The following is a 20,698-nucleotide window of genomic DNA, read 5'->3' as shown; positions in this document are numbered from 1 at the left end:
CGCCGGCCCGGTGCCCCGCCGTGGCCACGACACCGACCGAAGAAAGCGCGATGCGACGAGACGTGAAGTCCACCGGCCCCACCGACGCGAGCGGGGCCGACTGGTCGACAGGATCCGCCGACAACGACAGCAGCTCCACCACCGGGCCGCAGGAGACCGCGCAGCGGGAGGGTCGGCGGCCCCGCCTGCTCTACCTCGCGTTCTTCTTCCCGCCGAGCCGGGGCAGCGGGGTGTTCCGGGCCCGGGCCACGGCCAACCACTACGCCGAGGCCGGCTGGGACGTGACCGTCATCACCGCGCCCCGGGAGTTCTTCAGCTACTACCTCGACGGCGGCAGCGACGAGACCCTGGAGGCGACGGTCGACCCCCGGGTACGCGTCGAGCGGCCCCCGATGAACACCTACCACTGGGAGACGGACGTCCGCCGGTTCAGCCGGCTGCGCAAGGCCATGCCCGTGGTGGCCGACCGGTTCTACCGGCGGATGCAGCGGTGGTTCCTGCCGGAGCACTACATCGGGTGGATCCCCGGGCTGTTGAGCCGGGCGTTCAAGCTGCACACCCGCCGCCGCTTCGACCTGGTCATCGCCACCGGCAACCCGTTCGTGTCGTTCGCCGCGGCCTGGTTCCTAGGCAAGACGTGGCGGGTGCCCTACGCGGTCGACTACCGGGACGCCTGGACCTTCAACCAGTTCACCGAGCAGGTCCGGTTCGGCCCCGGCACGCGTACCGCCTCCTGGGAGTCCCGCATCGTGCGGGACGCGGCCGAGGTCGTGTTCGTCAACGACGGCATGCGGCAGTGGTACGCCGATCAGTACCCCTTCGCCGCCGACCGGATGACCGTGGTGCCGAACGGCTGGGAGCCGGAGTTCGTCGGCCGTCCCGAGTTCCAGCCACCGGCGCCGGATCGTCCGCTGCGCTTCGGCTACCTCGGCACCGTGACCCCGTACCTGCCGCTCGACGAGCTCTTCGAGGGGTGGCGCCTGGCGCGCAAGGATCCGGTGCTGGCCGACGCCGAACTGCACGTGCACGGCCATCTGGGCTTCTTCGCCCAGACCGCCGAGGAGTTGCGCGAGCGGTTGGCCGCCCACGAGGACGCCGGGGTCCACTACCGCGGCTCGTTCGGCAAGGCCGACGTGCCGCGGGTGTACGGGGAGACCGACGCGCTGGTCTTCTGCGTCCCCGGCGCGAAGTACGTCACCTCGGGCAAGGTGTTCGAGTACATGGCCTCGGGCAAGCCGATCGTGTCGGTGCACCGGCCGGACATCGCCGCGTCCGAGGTGCTGGAGGGCTACCCGCTCTGGTTCGCCGGTGACCGGCTCGACGCGGAGACCGTGGCCGAGTCGTTCGTGGCCGCGGCCAAGGCGGCCCGCGAGCTGGACCCGTCCCGGCACGCCGCCGCCCAGGCCCACGCCGAGAAGTACACCCGGACCGCGACCCTGCAGCCCTGGGAGGCCCGGATGCGCGCGCTGGTGGAGGAGTCCCGTTGAGTGCGAATGCCCGTAAGGTCGTCTTCCTGGCGCTGGGCCCGCACCGGGTCCGGGCCGCCGAGCGGCATGTGGCGCAGCTGACCGCCGACGGGGCGCGGGTCGAGCTCGTCGCGCCCGACCTGCCCGAGTGGCGCGACGTCGACGTGCCGCAGGACGTGCGGGTGCACCGGGTCGACGCCCCCGACCCGCGCGCCGCGACGCGTGCCGCCCGGCGGCTGTTGCGCGACCGCAGCGGCCCGCTGCACGACGCCGACCTGCTCGTGATCGGCGACCCGTACGCCTTCCCGGCGGCCTGGGACGCCGTCGCGCGGCGGCCGGACCTCGCCGTCGCCCTCGAACCGACGGCGGACCCGGCCCGCCGCCCGGCCCCCGCCGACCTGGCCGTCGTCACGCCCTGGTACCCGTCGGCCAACAACCCGCTGGCCGGCGCCTTCGTCCCGCCCACCATCGGCGCGGTGCGGGCCGACCACCCCCGGATCTCGGTGCTGCACACCGAGGACTGGCCCTACCGCTACGACGCGTCGAACGTCGAGGCGATCTCCGTCGCGGCCGACCGGCTGGCGGCCCGCGTCGGCCCGGTCATCCAGGACACGGCGGCGGGGGAGGTCACCCGGGTTCCGGTGCCCATCTCGTCCAAGCGCGACTACGCCGCCTGGGCCCTCGGCCACGTCGAGGCCATCCGCCGGACCCTGCCGACGGGGCGGATCGAGGCCCCGCTCGTGCACGCCCACACGGGCATCTACGGCGGGGTGGTCGCCCAGCGGCTGGCCCGGCCGGACGCCCGGATCATCGTCACCGAGCACGCCAGCTTCCTCTACAACATCTTCAAGCAGCCCGCCGCGCGCCGGCTCTACGAGGAGGCGCTGCACCGGGCCGACGTGTTCCTGTGCGTCAGCCAGCACCTGCGCAACGAGATCCGCGACCAGTTCCCGCACCACGCCCACAAGCTGCGCGTCATCCCGAACGCGATCGACTTCAGCGACTTCACGCCGCGGCCGAAGCCGCCCCGGGACCTGTTGCGCTGGCTCTACGTCGGCCGGCTGAGCACCCAGAAGGGCGTCGACCGGGTGCTCGCCGCGTTCCTCGCGATCGCGGCCGAGGAGCCGGCGGCCACGCTGACTCTGGTCGGCACCGGTCCGCTGGTCGACCAGATCCGCGCGGAGCTGGCCCGCAGCCCGTACGGGGACCGGGTGGACCTCCGCCCGGCGGTGCCGCCGGCCGAGGTGCCCGAGCTGATGCGCACGCACGACCTGCTGGTGCACGCCAGCCCGGCGGAGACCTTCGGGATGACCGTGGTCGAGGCGGTGGCGTGTGGCACCCCCGTGCTGGTGGCCGAGAGCCTCGGCCCGCAGGAGACGCTGGGCGGGCTGAACGGACGCGCCGGCCTGCTGGTCGAGATCAGCGAGGACCCGGCGGTGCTGGTCGAGGGCTACCGGGAACTCCGCAAGCGGATCGACGAGCTGGACCTGCCGGCCGCCCGGGCCAGCCTGGTCGAGCGGTACGGGCGGGAGGCGGTGGCGGCCCGGCTCCGCGAGGTGTACGCGCCCCCCGAGCCCGCCCCGGTCGAGGTGGCCACGCCGACCGCCCCGGTCGAGGCGGCCGCCCCGGCGCAGGTGGCCCCGCCGGCCGCCGCCGAGGTCGCGCCGGCCGCTAACGACGTCGCGTCGGCCGGCCCGGACGACCCGGACGCGCCGCGGGTGGTGCTGGTGGCGATCAGCCCGCCGCAGTTCAAGGTCGTCCGGCAGTACGTCCGGCGCCTCATCGAGCGCGGCTACGCCGTCGACGTGATCACCAACGACCCGCTGCAGTGGCGCCGCTCGGAGGTCGACAAGCGGGTCCGCCTGCTGCGCCTGGACACCGCGGAGCGCAAGCGGCCGGTGCTCTGGACCGAGCAGCTGTTCGTCTACCGGGCGCCGGGGAAGGCCCTCGCGGTGGCCCGCAAGCGGGCTCGCGGGAAGGACGCGCTCTGGCCGGAGCTGGTCGTGTCCCGGCTCGAACGCGGCCACGCCTCGGCCGCCCGCTGGTTCCACACGTCGGTCTTCTACCCCGGCTACCGGGTGGTCCGCTCCCAGGTGCTATGGCGGATCGTGCGCCGGGACGTGCTGCCGAAGCTGGACCTGGCGCGGACCGAACGGGTGGTGGTGGCCGGCGTCTTCGGCGTGTCGATCGGGTGGCAGCTGGGCCGCCTGCGACCCGACCTCACGGTCACCACGTCCCTCGTGCCGCCGGAGCCGGTGGCGCCCTGAGCGCCGCCCGACCCGCACCGGACAGGCCGGCCGGGCGGGTCGAATCATCCGCAAACCGGGCAAGGTGAGGTGGCGGCAGATCGGGGCGAGCCTCGCGTAGACTCGCGACGGCTCGCCGGCCGGTTACGGCGTGTCAGGTCGACGGCCCCGGTCGGCGCGGGCCGTCCCCTAGGCGAACCAGCGGTTCCCAGAGAGGCGGAAACGGGCACGATGGCGATGGACGGCACTGCCGCGCAGCCGCGCGGGCGGGTTGTCATGTTGGTCGACAACGGCGTCAACGGTGACTCCCGGGTGCAGAAGGCCGCCCGCTCGGCCGCCGAGGCCGGCTGGGAGGTGGTCCTGCTGGGCCGGTCCCCCGGCAGCCTGCCGCAGACCTGGCAGCTCGGCCGGGCCGAGGTGCGCCTGCTGGCCGTGCCCGCCCCGCTCGCCCGTCGCCGGCACGAGTTCCGTCGCGCCTGGCTGCGCTGGCCGCTGGCGTACCCGCCCAGCGGGATCGCCGCGCACCGGCAGCAGAGCGTCAAGGCGTGGCGGGCGGACCTCGCGGTGCGGGCGGCGCAACTCGCCGTGGCCGACCCGGCGACGCCCCGGCTCGGCCTGCGCCGGCGCGCGCTGCGGGCCGAGGAGGTCGCCGCCCGGGCGGCCGGCAAGTGGGTCTCGCTGCGCTACTGGATGCTGACGCAGGCCCACCGCCGGCGGCGCTTCCGCAACCCGTGGGACCGGGCGTACACCCTCTTCTGGCAGCTGGCGAAGGGCGACGGCGCCTGGCGGCGGCTCGAGCCCGGCCTGTGGGACTACGAGCTGGCCTACGGGCCGGTGGTCGACGAGCTGCGACCGGACCTGATCCACGCCAACGACTTCCGGATGCTCGGCGTGGCCGCCCGGGCCAAGATCCGCGCCGCCGCCGAGGGCCGGGACGTCAAGGTGGTCTGGGACGCCCACGAGTTCCTGCCCGGGCTCAAGCCGTGGCAGGACAACGCCCGCTGGCTGCCCGCGCACCGGGCGCACGAGCGGGAGTACGCCCCGTACGCCGACGCCGTGATGACGGTCTCGGACGGCCTGGCCGAGCTGCTGCAGCGGGAGCACGGGCTGGCCGAGACGCCGGACGTGGTGTTGAACGCCCCGGCCGCCCACCACGAGGAGCTCGTCCCGGACGCCCCCGCGCCGGACCTGCGGGCGCTCTGCGGGATCGGCCCCGACGTGCCGCTGCTGGTCTACAGCGGGGCCGCCGCCCGGCAGCGCGGCCTCGACATCATGGTCGACGCGCTGCCCCAGCTGCCCGGGGTGCACGTGGCGCTGGTGGTCAACAAGCCGACCGGGCCGTACGTCTCCGGGGTGCTGGCCCGCGCCGCGAAGCTCGGCATCGCCGACCGGGTGCATGCGCTGCCCTACGTGGCACACTGGCAGGTGGTGCCGTTCCTGTCCGGCGCCGACGCCGGGGTCATCCCGATCCACCACTGGCCCAACCACGAGATCGCGTTGATCACCAAGTTCTTCGAGTACTCGCACGCCCGGCTGCCGCTGGTGGTCAGCGACGTGAAGACGATGGCCGGGACCGTGCGGTCCACCGGCCAGGGTGAGGTGTTCCGCGCCGAGGACGTGGCCGACTACGTGCGGGCGGTGCGCGCCGTCCTGGCCGACCCGGCCCGCTACCGAGCCGCGTACGACCGCCCCGGCCTGCTGGCGAACTGGACCTGGGAGGCACAGGCCGAGGTGCTCGACGGCGTCTACTCCCGGCTGCTGCCGGGCCGGCCCGGCACGGCCGCGGCCGGCACTCCGGCGGAGCCGGGCGCGCAGCCGCCCGTGGGGGTCGCCCGGTGACCCAGCCCGACGTGACGGTCATCACGGCCGTCTACAACACCATGCCCTACCTCACCCGCTGCCTCACCTCGCTGGTGGAGCAGACGATCGGGCGGGACCGGCTGGAGGTCGTGGCGGTGGACGACGGTTCGACCGACGGCAGCGGCCGGGAGCTGGACCGGTTCGCCCGGCTCTACCCGGGCACGGTCAAGGTCGTCCACCAGCCCAACTCCGGCGGGCCCGCCGCGCCCAGCAACCGCGCCCTGGAGCACGCCACCGGCCGGTACGTCTTCTTCATCGGCTCCGACGACTACCTCGGCCCGGAGGCGCTGGAGCGGCTCGTCGCGGCGGCGGATCGGTACGACTCCGACGTCGTGCTGGGCCGGACCGTCGGGGTCAACAGCCGTAACATCCACCAGGCGGTCTTCGCCCGCAACGAGCCCGACCTGGACCTGTTCGACTCGGCGCTGCCCTGGTCCCTGTCGAACACCAAGCTGTTCCGGCGGGACCTGATCGAGCGGTACGGGCTGCGGTACCCGGAGGACATGCCGGTCGGCAGCGACCAGCCGTTCACCATCGAGGCCTGCGTCCGGGCCCGCCGGATCTCCGTGCTGGCCGACTACGACTACTACTACGCGGTGCGCCGGCTCAACGCCCGCAACATCACCTACCGCAGCCGCCACCTCGAGCGGCTGCGCTGCGCCGAGTCACTGGTGGAGTTCGTCGCCGGCCTGGTCGAGGCGGGCAAGCGCCGCGACGCGATCCTGGTGCGGCACTTCAGCTGGGAAGTCGCAAGGCTGCTGGAGAACGACTTCCTGGCGCTGGAGCGGGGCGTGCAGGAGCAGGTCCAGGCCGGCGTACGCGCGCTGGTCGAGCGGTACCTGACCGACGAGATCCGCGACCAGTTGCCGATCCAGGCGCGGGTGCGGCTGGGCGCCGCCCGGTACGGCGAACTGGACGACCTGCTCGCCGTCATCCGGCAGGACGCCGAGGAGGGCATCCCGCCGGCCGTGGTCGACGGGGACCGCTGGTACGCCGGCTACCCGGGATTCCGCGATCCCCGGCTCGGCATGCCCGACCGCTGGTTCGAGGTCACCGACCGGGTCGCCGACTGGATCGCCCGGCTGGACACCGTCTCCGTGTCGTTCCTCGGCAACCGGGCGCTGACGGTGGCCGCCCGTAGCCCCCGCGGAGACCTGCCGCGGCTGGCCACCGCGGTCCGGCTCCGCGCCGGCGAGACCGTCAGCGCCGACGCCACGGTCGAGGCGGACGGCACCGGGACCCTGGTCCGGGCGCAGCTTCCGCTGGCCGGGCTGCTCGCCGGCGTCGCCCCCGGTGGCGAGCTGCGGGTGGTCCGGGCGGAGGTCGAGGCGTTCGGTACCGTTGGTGAGACGGCCCTGCGCGGACCGGCGCGGCCCGTGCCACAGCGCACGGTGCAGCGGCGGGGAGGCCACCTGCACGTCCTTACCGCCACGACGAACCACAAGGGTGAGCTCGTGATCGCCGTAGCACCTCTGACGCCGCGCCGGCTGCTGGCCCGCCTGCGGCGCAGGCTTCCACTAGGAGGAAAGAAGTAGCCATGAACATCTGCGTCGTCGCCCTGGGCAAGATCGGGCTGCCGCTCGCCGTGCAGTTCGCGTCCAAGGGCCACCGGGTGATCGGAGCGGACGTCTCCGAGCGGGTCGTGCAGCTGGTCAACGACGGGGCGGTGCCGTTCCCCGGTGAGACCGACCTGGACACCAAGCTCAAGGAGGCCGTGTCCGCCGGGCTGCTCAGCGCGACCACCGACACGGCCGCCGCGGTCGCCGAGTCCGAGGCCGTCGTCGTGGTCGTGCCCCTCTTCGTGGACGCCGAGGGCGTGCCGGACTTCGGCTGGATGGACGACGCCACCCGGGCCATCGCCCGCGGCCTCAAGCCGGGCACCCTGGTCAGCTACGAGACCACCCTGCCGGTCGGCACCACCCGCAACCGCTGGGCGCCGATGCTGGAGGAGGGCTCCGGCCTCACCGCCGGCAAGGACTTCCACCTGGTGTTCAGCCCGGAGCGGGTGCTCACCGGCCGGGTCTTCGCCGACCTGCGCCGCTACCCGAAGCTGGTCGGCGGCATCGACGAGGCGTCCGCCGCGCACGGCGTGCGCTTCTACGAGGCGGTGCTGGACTTCGACGACCGGGCCGACCTCAACCGCCCGAACGGTGTCTGGGACCTCGGCTCGGCCGAGGCGTCCGAGCTGGCCAAGCTCGCCGAGACCACCTACCGGGACGTGAACATCGGCCTGGCGAACCAGTTCGCCCGCTTCGCAGACACGGTGGGCGTCGACGTCACCAAGGTCATCGAGGCCTGCAACACCCAGCCGTACAGCCACATCCACCAGCCGGGCATCGCCGTCGGTGGGCACTGCATCCCGATCTACCCGCGGATGTACCTGTGGAACGACCCGGCCGCCACGGTGGTCCGCTCGGCTCGCGAGGCCAACGCCGCCATGCCGCAGTACGCCGTCGACCTGCTCGCCGCCGCGTACGGCGACCTGACCGACGTGGGCGTGCTGGTGCTCGGCGCCGCCTACCGCGGCGGCGTGAAGGAGACCGCCTTCTCCGGCGTCTTCCCGACCGTGGAGGCGCTGCGGGCCCGGGGCGCCAAGCCGTACGTCTCCGACCCGATGTACACCAACGAGGAGCTGGCCGCGCACGGCCTGCCCGGCTACGACGGCGAGCCGGTCGGCGCCGCCGTCATCCAGGCCGACCACGCCGAGTACCGCACCCTCACCCCGGCCGACCTGCCGGGTGTGACCGTGCTGGTGGACGGGCGTCGGGTGACCGACCCGGCCCGCTGGGAGGGTGTCCGCCGGGTGGTCATCGGCGGCTGACCCCGGCCAACGCGACGCGGGCCCTGACCGGATCACCGGTCAGGGCCCGCTCTCGTCGACGGGGCCGGCCGCCCGCCGCTCAGCCCTGGGTCAGGCCCGCCGGAGGATTGTCGACGTCCCGGGAGACGACCTCGCCCTTCTCGTCGACCCAGCCCTTCGGCCGCGCCGGGTTGCCGACCACCAGCTGGTACGGCTTGACGTCCCTGGTGACCACCGAACCGGCGGCGATCATGGCGTACTCGCCGACCTCGATGCCGCAGACCAGGGTGGCGTTGGCGCCGATCGAGGCGCCTCGCCGGACCAGGGTCGGGGTGATCGTCCAGTCCGGGTTCTGGGCGCGCGGGCGGAAGTCGTTGGTGAACACCGCGGACGGCCCGACGAAGACCTCGTCCTCGATGGTGACGCCCTGGTAGACCGAGACGTTGTTCTGGATCTTGACGCGGTCGCCGACGGTGACGTTCGCGTCGACGTACACGTTGCGCCCGATCACGCAACCGGCACCGACCTGGGCGCTCGACCGGATGTGGGCCAGGTGCCAGACCTTGGTGCCGTCGCCGACCTGGGCACCGTCCTCCACGTCGGCCGTCGGGTGGACGAACACGGACGGGGAACGGTCGTTGGTGTCAGTCATCCTTCAATCAACTCGCATCGTCGGGCGCGCCGTCGCGCCAGCGGAGCCGTGCGTCGGACCGCGCCGGGGGACCGAGGCGGCCGCGCGGGCCGGGACCAGCCGACACCCGGCTGCCTGCATCGGCCGGCCGATAGTCGGACTCGGCGTAGCATAACGAGCCCCCTGCCGCGCGGCGCCGCCACCGGGTCGGCGGCCGGTCAGCGCGCCGGGCGCGTCACGGGGAGTACTTCCACTGCAGGCTCAGGTAGGTGCCGTACCAGGCGGAGACGAGCACGAGGAAGCCGAACACGGCCAGCACGGTGCTCCGTCGCGCCTTCGCCAGCCCCACGGCGACCGGCAGGAGCAGCGCGAAGGCGGGCATCAGGTAGCGGCCCTTCGCCCAGAAGTAGTTCTCCGTGCCGATGCTGATCAGGAAGAACGTGACCGAGTAGACCACCAGGGGCAGCGGGTAGCGGTGCAGCACGAGCAGCGCGAGCAGCACCACCGCGACACCCAGCAGCAGGGCGGACACGTACATGGGCAGCGAGGTCGGTGCGATCAGCACCTTCTTCAGCGTCTTGACCGTCGAGGCGCCGCCGTCGAAGCCGATCCGCCAGTACTTCTCCTGCATGGTGAAGTAGGCGCCGGGCGAGCCCAGCCGGTGCCCGATCCAGGCCAGGTAACCCAGGTAGCCGAGCGGGGCGAGCGCCCCCGCCACCCATGGCCGCCAGCCGTCCTGACGGCGGACGATCGCCACCAGAGCGGCCAGCCCGACGGCCGCGATCAGGGTCGTGGCGGTCGGGCGGGCGAGGCCGGCGACGAGGCAGAGCAGGCCGGCGGTGAGCCACTGCCGGCGTAGCACCGCGTAGAGCGTCCACGCGACGAGCGCGGTGAACACCGTCTCGGTGTAGGCCATGTTCTGCACGATGGCGTGCGGCAGGACCGCCCAGAGGGCGACCAGGATCAGGCCCACCCGGCGCGAGCCGAGGTGCGCGCCGACGGCGTAGATGCCCCAGGCGGCGGCCAGGCCGGCCGTCCAGGCGACGATCAGCGCGGCGGCCGGGGTGGAGAACGGGGTGACGGCGGCGACCGCCGCGATCAGCCCCGGGTAGAGCGGGAAGAACGGCAGGTTCGGCAGTGTGCTGTGGGACTTCGGGTGGTTGCCGACCATCCCGGTGTCGTACCCGTCGTCGGCGATGCCCACGTACCAGATGCCGTCGAAGCGGCTGTGCAGCAGCGACCAGAAGTCCGCGCCCGACCGGTGGGCGAAGAGCGCGAGGACGACCAGTCCGCTGAGCCGCAGCAGGGCGTAGAGACCCATCGCCGCCACCGCCGGGTGACGGTGCCAGCCCCGTCCCGGGCGCTCCTCGGCCGCGGCGTCCGTCCGGCCCGCCGCGTCGGCGCGGGTCCGCGTGTCGACCGGGCGTTGCTGCGGGGCGGTGGGGGCGTCGACGTCGTGGCGGAACGACCCGTCGTGCGCGGGGGCGGGAGCGGACACAAGGCAGAACCATAGCCCACCGATCCGGCCCGCCCCACCCATGGCGTGCCCGGGGCTCCCGCCGCGCGCGCCGGTCTGCCACGATGCGTGGGCAGCAGGTCGAGGGACGGAGGCACGGGTGCGGATCCTCCTGGTCGAGGACGATCGTCGGGTGGCCGGCGCCCTGTCGTCCGCGCTGATCCGGCGGGGCTACGAGGTGGAGCACGCCGCCACCGTGGAAGCCGCGCTCTCCGCCGCCCCCTGCGACCTGGTGCTGCTCGACCTGACCCTGCCCGACGGGGACGGCACCGACCTGTGCCGGGAGTTGCGCCGGCGCAGCAGCCAGATCGGCATCATCGCGGTGACCGCCCGGGGCGAGGAACGCGACCGGGTGCTCGGCCTCCGGCTGGGCGCCGACGACTACGTCGTCAAGCCGTTCTCGATGGTGGAGCTCCAGGCGCGGATCGAGGCGGTGCTGCGGCGGGCCGCCCACACCGTGCCGGAGCGCAACCTGATCGAGGCGGGCGCGGTCCGCATCGACGTGGGCGGCCGGACGGTCAGCGTGGCCGGCCGACCGGTGACGCTCACCCGCAAGGAGTTCGACATCCTGCTCTCCCTGGCCCGGCAGCCCGGCGTGGCCGTGCCGCGGGACCGGATCCTGCTCGACGTCTGGGGCACCACCTGGGCGGACCGGCACACGGTCGAGGTGCACGTCGGCTCGCTGCGGGGCAAGCTCGGCGACCCGACGCTGGTGGAGACCGTACGCGGAGTCGGCTACCGGCTCCGCGGCGAGTGAGGGGGCCGGGGTGCGGCGCCGTCTGGTGATCAGCTACCTGCTGCTGATGGTGCTCGTGCTGCTGGCCCTGGAGACGCCGCTGGCGGCCACCCTGGCCACCCGGGAGACCGACCGGGTCCGGGCCGACCGGCTCGCCGACGCGAGCCGGTTCGCCTCGCTCGGCGGCCCGGCGCTGCGGGGCGGCGGGGCCGGCCCGCTCGACGGCGAACTGGCCGCCTACGACGACCTGTACGGCATCGGGGCCGCGCTGGTCGACCGGGACGGTCGTACCGTGACCGCCTCGGTGAGCTGGGAGTCCGGCCCGGGGACGGCCGTCGCCCTGGACACCGCGCTGGCCGGCCAGCAGTTCAGCGCACCGGACTCGGTGTGGCCCTGGGTGGATGGGCCGGTGGTGGTGGCGGTCCCGGTCACCGACGGCGGCGAGGTGCTCGGTGCGGTGGTCACCGTGACTCCGCCCGGCAACGTCCGGCGTACCGTGGCCTCCTGGTGGCTGCTGCTGGCTGCGATCGGCCTGCTCGCGGTGCTGGCCTGCGTCTCGACCGCGTTCGGGCTGGCCGGCTGGGTGCTCCGCCCGGTCACCGAGCTGGACGCGGTGACCCATGAGATCGCCGAGGGTGACGGCACCGCCCGGGTACGCCCCCGGCTCGGCCCGCCGGAGCTGCGCCGGCTGGCGGCGAGCTTCAACAACATGGCCGACGTGGTCTCCGACGTGATGGACCGGCAGCGGGCGTTCGTGGCGCACGCCAGCCACCAGCTACGCAACCCGCTGGCCGCGCTCCGGCTACGGGTGGAGGAGCTGGGACCGAGCCTGACCGACGACGACGGCCGCGCCGAGCACCGGCTGGCGCTGGAGGAGACGGACCGGCTGGCCACCCTGCTCGACGCCCTGCTCACCCTGGCCCGGGCCGAGCGGACGGAGAACCAGCGGGTCAGCGTGGACGCCGCCGAGGTCGCGGCCTCCCGGGTGGCGGCCTGGCTGCCGCTGGCCCGGCACCGGTCCATCGACCTTCGGCTCGACACGGCTACGGCGTCGGCGTACGCCCGGACCGTGCCGACGGCGATCGACCAGGCGCTCGACGCGTTGATCGACAACGCGGTCAAGTTCAGCGACCCCGGCGGAGAGGTGACCGTGGCGGTACGCCCGGCCGACGGGGGGATCGCGTTGCAGGTGCGCGACACCGGCCCGGGCATGACGGCCAGCCAGCTCGGCCAGGCCACCGAGCGGTTTTGGCGGGCACCGGACGTGCAGAACGTGGACGGGGCCGGGCTGGGGCTGACCATCGTGGCGGTGCTGGTCGACGCCTCCGACGGCCGGTTGACGATGCGCCAGGGCCAGCCCCGGGGCCTGGTCGCCGAGCTGTGGTTCCCGAGCCCGGACGACCCCGCCGCGGAGCGGGGGAGCGGCGCCGGCGCGACCGGCACCGACTCGGCCGAGCGGGTCCGCTCGGCCGCCGGCTGAGCCCGCACCGCCGCCGGTTCGACGCGGCACCCGGCGTCAGGGTTTGGTCGACCGGTACCAGCCCGCCGCGCCCGGATGCAGGGGGAGCGGGGTGGTGACGATCGCGGAGCGGGGACTCATCCGGCCGGCCGCCGGGTGGGCCGCCGCCAGCTCCTCCCGGCGGTCCATCAGCAGCCGGGTCAGGTCCCGCACCAGCGCCTCTGGCAGGTCGGCGCGGACGACCAGGTAGTTCGGGTTGGCCACCGTGCTGACCGGGTCCACGCCGTACACCGAGCGGGGGATGTCCCGGGTCACGTACACCTGCCCGTACCGGCGGCGCAGCGGCTCGGTCCACTCACCCAGGTCGACCACCCGGATGGCGGTGCTCCCGGCCAGCTCCGCGACGCCGCGCACCGGCAGGCCGCCGGAGAAGAAGAACGCGTCGATCCGGCCGGCGCGCAGCGCCGCCACCGAGTCGTCCAGGCCGAGATGCTCCTGCCGGACCTGGTCGCCGCCGAGCTGCGCCACCTCCAGCAGCCGCATGGCGGTGACCTCGGTGCCGGAGCCGTCGGCGCCCACCGACACCCGCCGGCCGCGCAGGTCGGCCAGCGTGCGTACCGGACCGCCGGCGGTGGTGACCAGGTGCAGTAGGTCGTCGTAGACCCGGGCCACGGCGAGCACGGCGGGATGCTCAGGGGACCGGGGCGGCAGCACGTCGGCCTGGGTGAAGCCCAGCTCCGCCGCGCCGGAGCCGACCAGCCGCACGTTCTGCGCGGAGGCCGCGGTGACCACCACGCTGGCCTGCACCCCGGGCAGCTCTCGGTTGAGGATCGCGGCCAGCGACTGGCCGAAGGCGTGGTAGACGGCGGTCGGGCTGCCCGTGGCGATCCGGATCCGCACCGGCCGGGTCGGCTCGTCCCGGCAGCCGGCGAGCCCGCCGAGGGTCGACACCAGCAGCAGCACCAGGGCCGCCGGCATCGGGGTCCGCCGCCGGCCGCGCACAGACCAGCGTCGGCTCACGGGCTGCACTCTGCGCCGTGCACCCGCCGCCGCGCAAGCCCAACCGGCGGGTAGCTGTACCCGCCCGGCACGGGTGGGCCGGGCCGGGTGAACGGCTCAGCAGGCCGGCGCCGGGGCGAGGGTGGCGCTGTCCACGATCCGTGCGCGGTGCGGGCCGTTGGGCACGCTCACCAGGAAGCAGCCGCCGCCGGGCCGGAGCACCGCCGGGACGTCCAGCAGCGCCGCGCTGCGGACCAGCACCGCGGCCAGGTCCCGATCGGTGAGCCGGACACCGAGGCAGTGCCGGCGGACGTGCCGCCCACCGGCCAGCAGCGCCGCGCGCCACGCTGCGGCGGCCAACCGGGGCCGCCACACCCGCCGGGCCGGGGAGGCGCCGGGGACCGGGCCGCCGAGCAGCTCCCGGCGGCCCTGCCGCCAGCCGGCCTCCAGCAGCATCGCGTACGCCGTGCGGTGCTCGCGGGGCACGGACAGCCGGTGCAGTTCGTAGCGGCGGCGCAGGCCGCCGGTGGCCAGCTCGTGCTCCACCGGCACGTCTAGGCGGCCGAGCAGCTGCCGCATCCGGTGCGCCGCGGCCTCGTGGTTGAACTCGGCCACCCCGCCCCGGTAGGTGCCGGTGTCGACGCGGCGGCCGTCGATGGCCGGGGGCGGGGTGCAGCGCACCAGGCAGGCGACCTCGAATGCGTCAGCCAGGGTCAGCCAGTCCAGCGGTGGGGGCGGCAGCGAACGGTGCGGCCGGTCGAGCAGCGTGGAGTCGGAGGCCATGGGAGGAACTCCTTGTCGGCGTCGGGGTTCCCCTACCGTGGCCCCCTGGCTGGCACGGCGAAACCGCTGCGCCCGAGCCTTGAGCAAAAATTGCGGCTACAGCTCCGTAACCACCACGTCGATCTGGCGTGGCCGGCCGGACACTGCCGGCTGCTCCTCGACCGTGTACTTCAGGTCCCGCAGCGCGCCCACCAGAGCGGCGGGGGTGCGCGGCCGGGCGCCGGGGGTCAGCAGGTCGCGGACCAGCCGGCCCTTGGTGGCCTTGTTGAAGTGGCTGACCACCGACCGGGTCGGCACCCCGTCGACCTCGCGCTCGTGCAGCACCCGCACCGTCACCGTGCGCTCCGCGACCGCCCCGCGCGGGGCCCAGGTGGCCGCGTACGCGCCGGAGCGCAGGTCCAGCACCGGCCCCCGGCCGGCTGCCGCCGCCATCGCCGGCTCCAGCGCCCGGCGCCAGTACGCCGACAGCGCCCCGATCCCCGGCAGCCGCGCCCCGACCGGGCAGCGGTACGGCGGAATCCGGTCGGCGAGGCGTACCGCGCCCCACAGGCCGGAGCTGATCAGCACCGAGCGCCGGGCCAGCCGTTCCGCCGCGGGCGGCAGCGAGGCCAGGTCGAGCGCCTCGTAGAGCACCCCGGTGTAGATCCGCCCCGCCGGGGCGGTCGCCGCCGCCCGGAGCCGGGCGTTGCGGCGCAGCTCGCTGCCCTGCCCCTCGCTGAGGCCCAGCGCGGCCCGGGCCGCCGCCTCGTCCGGCCCGGCGCAGAGCGCGACCAGGGCGGTCAGCACCTCCTCCCGGGCCGGGGTCAGCTCCGGCAGGGAGAGCCGGGACAGGTCCAGCCGCCGGCCGGTGCCGGCCTCGGCCTTCCCCTCGGACGGAGGCAGCAGGATGAGCATCGGCTCAGCCTACGGGCCACCCTCAGCGCCACGGCCGCACGGCGCTCTCCGGGTGGTACACGCGATAGCCGCCCACCTCGGCGACCACGGCCGCGTCCGCCCCGTCGCCGAGCCAGCGGCGCAGCGCGCGCTCCGCCGACGACCCGGCCTCGAGCACGTAACCGGGCCGGGCCGCCCGCCCGACCTGCCGCCAGTACGGCGGGTAGCGGTTCTGCCCCGGGGTCAGGTTGCCGTCGAGCACCCCGCAGGCCACCGTCTCGCCGGTGTTGAAGATCAGCCGATTGCAGGTCCAGTAGTCCCCGTACACCTCGTGCAGCCCGGCCCCGCGCACCGCGTCGGCCAACTCGCGGGCCCGCCGCTCCTCGGCCCGCAGCGACGGCGCGTCCGCGACGAACGCCACGGTCGCCGCCAGCGTGGCGACGGCCAGCGCGGCCAGCACCAGATGTGCCACCGCACCGCCGATCCGCGCCGCCACCCCCGCCGTACCCCGCCAGGCGTGCGCGGCGGCCAGCCAGATCGGCCACAGCACCGCCGGCAGCGAGATCTGCAGCACCGACAGGTAGCGGGCGTTGCCCAGCGGGTCGGTCGCGGCGAGCGGGCTGCGCACGTACAGGAGCAGGGTCAGCGCGGCCCCGACGACCAGGGCGAGTTGCGCGACCGCCCGGACCCGTCCGGCGGCGACGGCGGCCCGCCGGTACGCGACCAGCCCCAGCACGGCGGCGGCCACCAGCAGCACGGGGTAGAGCAACCCGAACCACTCCTGCCACCGGGCGCAGCCGGCCGCCCGGCACAGCCCGCCGGCCAGCGGCACCCCCTCCAGCAGGCCGCCGTGCACCCGGTCCGACCAGGACGGCACCGCGCCCGGCCGGGTGCTGATCTGCCGGAACACCGACAGCGAGTCCTGCCCGGGCGGGGCGACCAGGTTGTCCTTGATCATCGGGGCGACCCCGAGCAGGAAGCCGGCGATCAGCAGCACGCCGGGCCAGCCGACCAGATCCCGGGGCGCCGCCCAGAACAGCACCAGCCCGGCCGCCGCCAGGTAGGGCACGATCAGCCAGTCCGACCAGAGCGACAGCCCGGCGAGCAGCCCGAACACGCCGGTGGCCAGCCAGCGGTGCCGCACCCGACGTTCGCCGAGGGCCACCGCGATCAGCAGCATCGCCAGCACCGCCGGCTTCACCTCCGGTCGGCCGCCCACCACGGTGAGCTGGTCGCGGACCACCCGCTCCGAGCCGAGCGCCAGCAGCCCGACCACGAAGGTGGCCAGCCAGGGCGAGAAGAGGCGGCGGGTCAGCCGGTAGGCCAGCCAGAGGAAGACCGCGTAGAGCGCCAGCAGGGGCAGGCGCAGCACCGGCCAGCTCGGCCCGGCCCACCGGACCAGCGGCGCCGCCAGGTACGACTCCAGCACGCCCATGTAGTGCTGGCCGTACAGGAAGACCGGCCGCTCGTGGCCGGCGGCGATGTGCAGCGCGGCGATGCCGAAGGTGGCCTCGTCGCTGTTCGAGGTGGGCAGGGTCAGCAGCGTCAGGACCAGCCGGTAACCGACCCCGGCCGCCCCGAGCACCAGCGCGACGAGCGCCGGCCGGTCGAGCGTGGGGTGCCACCACCCACGGTGCTGCCCTGCTGTCGACACGACCAACGCCCCCGTCGTCGTCCCGACCGCAGTTTGTCACGGTGCCGCCCGGGGGCGGGGCGGATCGGCGGAGTCGGGCCGGCCGCACTCGCGTGGCCGGTGTCGCCCCGGTGTGGCAGGGTGGCAGCGTGCCCGCCACACCTGCCGGAGAACTCGCCGTACCGCGGCTGCACCGGGCCGCACGGATCGAGGACGCCGTCCACAACCTGGTGGCGCGCCGGCTGCGGCGCACCGGGTGGCGGGTCAACATCATCGCGTACGCCGGGTACGGCGCCCCGGGCTGGGCGCGGGTGCTGTGCCGGGTGCTGCTCGGCCGCCCGGACGTCCGGCAGCGGGCCCGGCCGGAGAAGGTCCGCGGCTGGCGCAGCTTCGCCACCCTGCCCGCCAAGTACGCCACCGTGACCATCGAGGCCGGCGACGTACGCCACGAGACGACGGCGGACCGCAGCGGCTTCGTCGACACCGTCATCGAGGCCGACTTCATCCCCGGCTGGGCCTCCGTACGCCTCAGCGTCCCCGACGCCGAGCCGGTGGAGGCTCTGGTCCGCGTGCTCGACCCGAACGTCCGGTTCGGCATCCTCTCCGACATCGACGACACGGTCATGGTCACCGCGCTGCCCCGGCCGCTGCTCGCCGCCTGGAACACCTTCGTCCTCGACGAACACGCCCGGGCCGCCGTGCCCGGCATGGCGGTGCTGTACGAGCGGTTGGTCACCGCCCACCCCGGCGCCCCGGTCTTCTACCTGTCCACCGGCGCCTGGAACGTCGCCCCGACGCTCACCCGGTTCCTCTCCCGGCACCTCTATCCGGCGGGGCCGCTGCTGCTCACCGACTGGGGGCCGACGGCCGACCGGTGGTTCCGCAGCGGCAAGGAGCACAAGCGGGCCACCCTGGCCCGGCTGGCCCGGGAGTTCCCGGACGTCCGGTGGCTGCTGATCGGCGACGACGGGCAGCACGACCAGGAGATCTACCGCGAGTTCGCCGCCGCGCACCCGGACAACGTGGCCGGGGTGGCGATCCGCCGGCTGTCGCCCACCCAGTCGGTGCTCGCCGGTAGCCTGCCGGCCGCGCCCGGACGCCCCTCCGCCGGCCCGGTCGGCCAGAAGTGGCTCTCCGCACCGGACGGCGCCGGGCTCTGGAAGCTGCTGCGGGACGCGGGCCTGGTCTGAGCTACGCATTCTGGTCCGCGTGATCTCGGGCGGGATTCCGGCGCGCGGAGCCGCCGCGAGCGTAGCCAATGAACACGCAGACTTAAGGATATGCTTAACCTGTCGGAGTCGTCTGAGGGGGCAGGGTGAACTGGGAGATCTTGATGACCGCCCAGGTCGAGAGCTTCCTTGACGATCTCTACGAGGCGGACCCGACCAGCCATCGCCTTGTGAATCAGGCGATCCTCGTGCTTGAGCGAAACGTCCCACCGAAGGGCGACCTCTCGTGGACGCCGTGACCGCGTCGAGGATTTCGAACATGAAGGAGTTGCGTCCGCCGTCGAGCGGGCGTACGGAGATCAGGATCCTGTTCGTGCTCGACCCATGGCGCTCCGCGATCCTCCTGGTCGCCGGTGACAAGGCGGGGCAGTGGAGCCGGTGGTACCGAGACGCGATACCTGAGGCGGAGGACCTGTACGCGACCTATCTGGACCCCTGGTTCGTCGCCTTCGGTCGAGCCATCGACGCCGCGCTGCTGGCAAGGAACGCGAGAAGGAGTTGGGGCGATGAGCGAAGTTCGCCGTTGGCGAGAGTCTGGGCATCTGGAGCGGGCAGTGGAAACCGCCGGTGGTCAGGATGCGTTCGACGCCGCCATGGGAAAGATGCTCGACGAGGCGCGGGGCTGGCGGCTCGCGGACCTGCGAAAGCGGCGCGGCCTGACGCAGGAGCAGGTCGCGGACCGGATGAACGTCTCGACGGCACGTGTCTCACAGATCGAAAGTGGCGCGGTCTCCACGCAGGACGTGCTCAACCGGTACATCGAAGCCCTCGGCGGCACCCTGAAGCTCATCGCCGACTTCGGTGACGAGCAACTTAAGGTTGCCTGAGTCGCAGTCGCCGAGACCGCCGGCGTGGACGTCGGCGGGGCAACACGGCCTGCCGGTTGGCGATCCGGGCCGCCGCGTCGACGTCCGGGTCGCACTGTCCAGATGGGGCCGGTCGCGCCCGGACCCGGCAGCCGCATCGTCAGGCGGTGCCCGCGCCGACCGTCGTGGCCGACGAGCGGATCCCCAGGGCGGCGAGGCGTTCCCGGGCGGCCGGCACGGTTGCGGGGTCGGCCGCCAACTCCACCAGTTCGCCCAGGGGCAGCGGTCCACCCGTGGTGGTGAGCAGTTCCGGCGACCCGGACCAGGAATGCCGCCATGTGGCGGCGCCAGAGTCGACCGCCGCTGCCTCCACCGCGCCCTCGAAGGCCGCCGTCAACGCCAACAGACCGTCCTCACCGTCGGCGTCCGGGGTCAGTTCCCTGGCGAGGTCCGCGTACCGGTCGGCGGTGAAGAGGTCGAGCAGCAGGTCGAGGTCGGCGTCGGGGCGCCCGGTCAGTCGCGTGGCGGCCTGGAACAGCGGATGGGCCAGGCCCAGGGCCGACCGGTGCGCGAGGGTCGGGCTGAGCCGGTCCCAGGGCAGCAGCCGGATGCCGGCACGTTCGAAGAGGCCCACCTGCAGTTGCCGGCTGGCCGTTTCGAGGTCAAGCAGCAGCATGCTGGCGGGGCGGGCGTCCACGGCGACAGACACGTCCGGCAGGAAGCGCAGCGCGGCGATCCGTTCCCCGATGGGCGGGTGGGACTCCCACCAGGCCGGCTCGGCCGGGGCCACCTCGACACTGCGCTCGCGGATCCCCTCCTCACACGCGGCCCGGTACGCGTCGAAGCCGCCGAACAGGTCCTCCGGGAGGTGCCCGCGGTCGTAGGCGGGCAGCACATGTCGCTCCAGGTACTCGTCCCAGGCGGTGCCCACCACGCGGATCTCGCGCAGCGCACTGACCATGGCGTCGCGGCCGGCAGCGCCCACGGCGTAGCGGTCCGCCTCGAACTCCATCTGCCGGCTGACGGCCTGCTCGACGGCGACGTACAGCCGGGCGTACCAGGAGAGAATCGTGCTCAGCACGCCGTCAATGGTGTATCGCACGGTCTCGACGATCACCATCCGACCCCGGTGGGCGAGGCGCACGATCGCGGTGTGCCGCCCGGAGTAGTGCCCCATCTCGTGCGCGAGGACCGCCCGCAGTTGGTCGACGGTGTACGACCGCAGCAACGGCAGCCCGAGGATCACCGTGCGCCAGCCGGGGATCAGGCCGAACAGCTTCGACTCCTCGGTCACGGCAGCGTTGGCCTCGGCGACCAGCCGGATCTCGTCCGGCTCGCGGGTGCTCACCGTGGCGGCGAGGTCCCGCACCATCTCCCACAGCTGTGGGGCCTGCTCCGGGGTGAGCCGGACGCCCGCCGGCGGGGACGGTCGGAGGGCCAGCACCCTGCCGAGGGCGACCACCAGCGCGACGAGGAGGGCGATGGCACCGCCGATCAGGAACGGCCGAACCGTAACGTTGCCGGAGCTGTCCCGGTCCGTGCCAATCCCGAATCCGACCGCGCCGACCGCCACGACCAGGCCGAACGCCAGGACGTAGAAGCCGATGAGCAGGGCGACGGACAGCAGTGCCCGGAGCGACGTCATCATCCGTTGTTCCTCC

Annotated in this window: 16 protein-coding genes and 1 pseudogene; 10 read left to right on the top strand and 7 right to left on the bottom strand. The window is 74.1% G+C overall.

The window, feature by feature from the left end; all coding sequences use genetic code 11:
- Nucleotides 1-50: 50 nt before the first annotated feature.
- The 5 genes from ACY34I_RS18390 to ACY34I_RS18370 all read left to right on the top strand — a co-directional run bounded on the left by ACY34I_RS18390 (nucleotide 51) and on the right by ACY34I_RS18370 (nucleotide 8,393).
- The gene (locus ACY34I_RS18390) at nucleotides 51-1,487 is read left to right on the top strand and encodes a glycosyltransferase (protein ID WP_462756209.1); all 1,437 of its coding nucleotides are present in this window, start codon (nucleotides 51-53) and stop codon (nucleotides 1,485-1,487) included.
- Complete coding sequence (locus ACY34I_RS18385) at nucleotides 1,484-3,733, top strand: glycosyltransferase family 4 protein (RefSeq protein WP_462756208.1); 2,250 nt, start codon at nucleotides 1,484-1,486, stop codon at nucleotides 3,731-3,733. The genes ACY34I_RS18390 and ACY34I_RS18385 overlap by 4 nt, the downstream gene beginning before the upstream one ends.
- 255 nt (nucleotides 3,734-3,988) lie before the next feature.
- Nucleotides 3,989-5,551: a glycosyltransferase family 4 protein gene (locus ACY34I_RS18380; RefSeq protein WP_462756234.1), complete on the top strand. Its 1,563-nt coding sequence runs from the start codon at nucleotides 3,989-3,991 to the stop codon at nucleotides 5,549-5,551.
- Entirely contained in the window at nucleotides 5,548-7,107 is a 1,560-nt protein-coding gene (locus ACY34I_RS18375; protein WP_462756207.1) for a glycosyltransferase family 2 protein, read from the top strand. The genes ACY34I_RS18380 and ACY34I_RS18375 overlap by 4 nt, the downstream gene beginning before the upstream one ends.
- Nucleotides 7,108-7,109: 2 nt before the next feature.
- Nucleotides 7,110-8,393: a nucleotide sugar dehydrogenase gene (locus tag ACY34I_RS18370; protein ID WP_462756206.1), complete on the top strand. Its 1,284-nt coding sequence runs from the start codon at nucleotides 7,110-7,112 to the stop codon at nucleotides 8,391-8,393.
- Between the two features lie 79 nt (nucleotides 8,394-8,472).
- Here the strand turns inward: ACY34I_RS18370 and ACY34I_RS18365 are convergent, their stop codons facing one another.
- Entirely contained in the window at nucleotides 8,473-9,024 is a 552-nt protein-coding gene (locus ACY34I_RS18365) for an acyltransferase (protein WP_148794223.1), read from the bottom strand.
- 214 nt (nucleotides 9,025-9,238) lie between these two features.
- The gene (locus ACY34I_RS18360; protein WP_462756205.1) at nucleotides 9,239-10,501 is read right to left on the bottom strand and encodes a hypothetical protein; all 1,263 of its coding nucleotides are present in this window, start codon (nucleotides 10,499-10,501) and stop codon (nucleotides 9,239-9,241) included.
- 118 nt (nucleotides 10,502-10,619) lie between these two features.
- Here ACY34I_RS18360 and ACY34I_RS18355 point away from each other — a divergent pair, with 118 nt between their 5' ends.
- Both ACY34I_RS18355 and ACY34I_RS18350 read left to right on the top strand, forming a co-directional pair.
- On the top strand, nucleotides 10,620-11,276 hold the full coding sequence (locus ACY34I_RS18355) for a response regulator transcription factor (RefSeq protein WP_462756204.1): 657 nt from the start codon (nucleotides 10,620-10,622) through the stop codon (nucleotides 11,274-11,276).
- Nucleotides 11,277-11,286: 10 nt separating this feature from the next.
- Entirely contained in the window at nucleotides 11,287-12,735 is a 1,449-nt protein-coding gene (locus ACY34I_RS18350; protein ID WP_462756203.1) for a sensor histidine kinase, read from the top strand.
- Nucleotides 12,736-12,771: 36 nt separating this feature from the next.
- Here the strand turns inward: ACY34I_RS18350 and ACY34I_RS18345 are convergent, their stop codons facing one another.
- The 4 genes from ACY34I_RS18345 to ACY34I_RS18330 form a co-directional block, all read right to left on the bottom strand.
- On the bottom strand, nucleotides 12,772-13,734 hold the full coding sequence (locus ACY34I_RS18345; protein ID WP_462756202.1) for a TAXI family TRAP transporter solute-binding subunit: 963 nt from the start codon (nucleotides 13,732-13,734) through the stop codon (nucleotides 12,772-12,774).
- A gap of 96 nt (nucleotides 13,735-13,830) precedes the next feature.
- A complete protein-coding gene (locus ACY34I_RS18340; protein WP_462756201.1) occupies nucleotides 13,831-14,496 on the bottom strand; it encodes a hypothetical protein in 666 nt (221 codons plus the stop codon).
- Between the two features lie 96 nt (nucleotides 14,497-14,592).
- Complete coding sequence (gene yaaA, locus ACY34I_RS18335) at nucleotides 14,593-15,390, bottom strand: peroxide stress protein YaaA (protein WP_462756200.1); 798 nt, start codon at nucleotides 15,388-15,390, stop codon at nucleotides 14,593-14,595.
- A gap of 22 nt (nucleotides 15,391-15,412) precedes the next feature.
- Nucleotides 15,413-17,023 carry an ArnT family glycosyltransferase gene (locus ACY34I_RS18330; RefSeq protein WP_462756199.1) on the bottom strand — a complete coding sequence of 537 codons (1,611 nt, stop codon included), beginning with the start codon at nucleotides 17,021-17,023 and terminating at the stop codon, nucleotides 15,413-15,415.
- Between the two features lie 128 nt (nucleotides 17,024-17,151).
- Here ACY34I_RS18330 and ACY34I_RS18325 point away from each other — a divergent pair, with 128 nt between their 5' ends.
- From ACY34I_RS18325 to ACY34I_RS18315, 3 genes and pseudogenes are all read left to right on the top strand, one after another.
- Nucleotides 17,152-18,192 carry an App1 family protein gene (locus tag ACY34I_RS18325; RefSeq protein ID WP_462756198.1) on the top strand — a complete coding sequence of 347 codons (1,041 nt, stop codon included), beginning with the start codon at nucleotides 17,152-17,154 and terminating at the stop codon, nucleotides 18,190-18,192.
- A gap of 143 nt (nucleotides 18,193-18,335) precedes the next feature.
- Nucleotides 18,336-18,661: pseudogene (locus ACY34I_RS18320) on the top strand (type II toxin-antitoxin system RelE/ParE family toxin); the annotation flags it as partial.
- Between the two features lie 76 nt (nucleotides 18,662-18,737).
- Nucleotides 18,738-19,058 carry a helix-turn-helix domain-containing protein gene (locus tag ACY34I_RS18315; RefSeq protein ID WP_462756197.1) on the top strand — a complete coding sequence of 107 codons (321 nt, stop codon included), beginning with the start codon at nucleotides 18,738-18,740 and terminating at the stop codon, nucleotides 19,056-19,058.
- Between the two features lie 139 nt (nucleotides 19,059-19,197).
- On the opposite strand, the gene ACY34I_RS18310 is transcribed toward ACY34I_RS18315, so the two are convergent.
- Entirely contained in the window at nucleotides 19,198-20,685 is a 1,488-nt protein-coding gene (locus tag ACY34I_RS18310; RefSeq protein WP_462756196.1) for a M48 family metallopeptidase, read from the bottom strand.
- Nucleotides 20,686-20,698 lie beyond the last annotated feature (13 nt).

This window comes from Micromonospora sp. RTBAU3-60, from assembly GCF_054963695.1.
Note: the sequence above shows the minus strand (reverse complement) of the source record. Positions and strands in the feature narration are given on the sequence as shown.

Bases quoted from the DNA above. Each gene is read 5' to 3' on its own strand.
- ACY34I_RS18390 (WP_462756209.1), top strand. From the start codon at position 51: ATGCGACGAGACGTGAAGTCCACCGGCCCCACCGACGCGAGCGGGGCC.
- ACY34I_RS18380 (WP_462756234.1), top strand. From the start codon at position 3,989: ATGTTGGTCGACAACGGCGTCAACGGTGACTCCCGGGTGCAGAAGGCC.
- ACY34I_RS18370 (WP_462756206.1), top strand. From the start codon at position 7,110: ATGAACATCTGCGTCGTCGCCCTGGGCAAGATCGGGCTGCCGCTCGCC.
- ACY34I_RS18365 (WP_148794223.1), bottom strand. From the start codon at position 9,024: ATGACTGACACCAACGACCGTTCCCCGTCCGTGTTCGTCCACCCGACG.
- ACY34I_RS18340 (WP_462756201.1), bottom strand. From the start codon at position 14,496: ATGGCCTCCGACTCCACGCTGCTCGACCGGCCGCACCGTTCGCTGCCG.
- yaaA (WP_462756200.1), bottom strand. From the start codon at position 15,390: ATGCTCATCCTGCTGCCTCCGTCCGAGGGGAAGGCCGAGGCCGGCACC.
- ACY34I_RS18315 (WP_462756197.1), top strand. From the start codon at position 18,738: ATGAGCGAAGTTCGCCGTTGGCGAGAGTCTGGGCATCTGGAGCGGGCA.
- ACY34I_RS18310 (WP_462756196.1), bottom strand. From the start codon at position 20,685: ATGATGACGTCGCTCCGGGCACTGCTGTCCGTCGCCCTGCTCATCGGC.